Below are 227 nucleotides of genomic sequence, written 5' to 3'. Positions count from 1 at the left end.
TTCCTTCTGCTTTTCCTTCTGCTATTCCTTCTGCCTTTCCCTCTGCGCGTTCATCCCTCAACATCTCTTCAAAGATCATAAAACGCTCCTCCATTTCACGATTGGATTTGATTCTGCGTATCGTATTCTGAAGCTTTTCTACAAAATCATCCTCAAAATCTGTTTCACTTTCGCTCAGGTCAGCTTTCACAAAGTTCAGGAAACTTACAAGTTCTCCTGGTACTTCC

The 227-nt window shown here is 41.9% G+C and carries 1 pseudogene; it reads right to left on the bottom strand.

The features are described from left to right. A pseudogene (locus ACQRD1_RS14615) lies at nucleotides 1-227 on the bottom strand (Rpn family recombination-promoting nuclease/putative transposase); the annotation flags it as partial.

The organism is Bariatricus sp. SGI.019 (assembly GCF_050315235.1).
Lineage (GTDB): Bacteria > Bacillota > Clostridia > Lachnospirales > Lachnospiraceae > JAFBIX01.
This window is presented reverse-complemented; position numbering and strand designations above follow the sequence as displayed.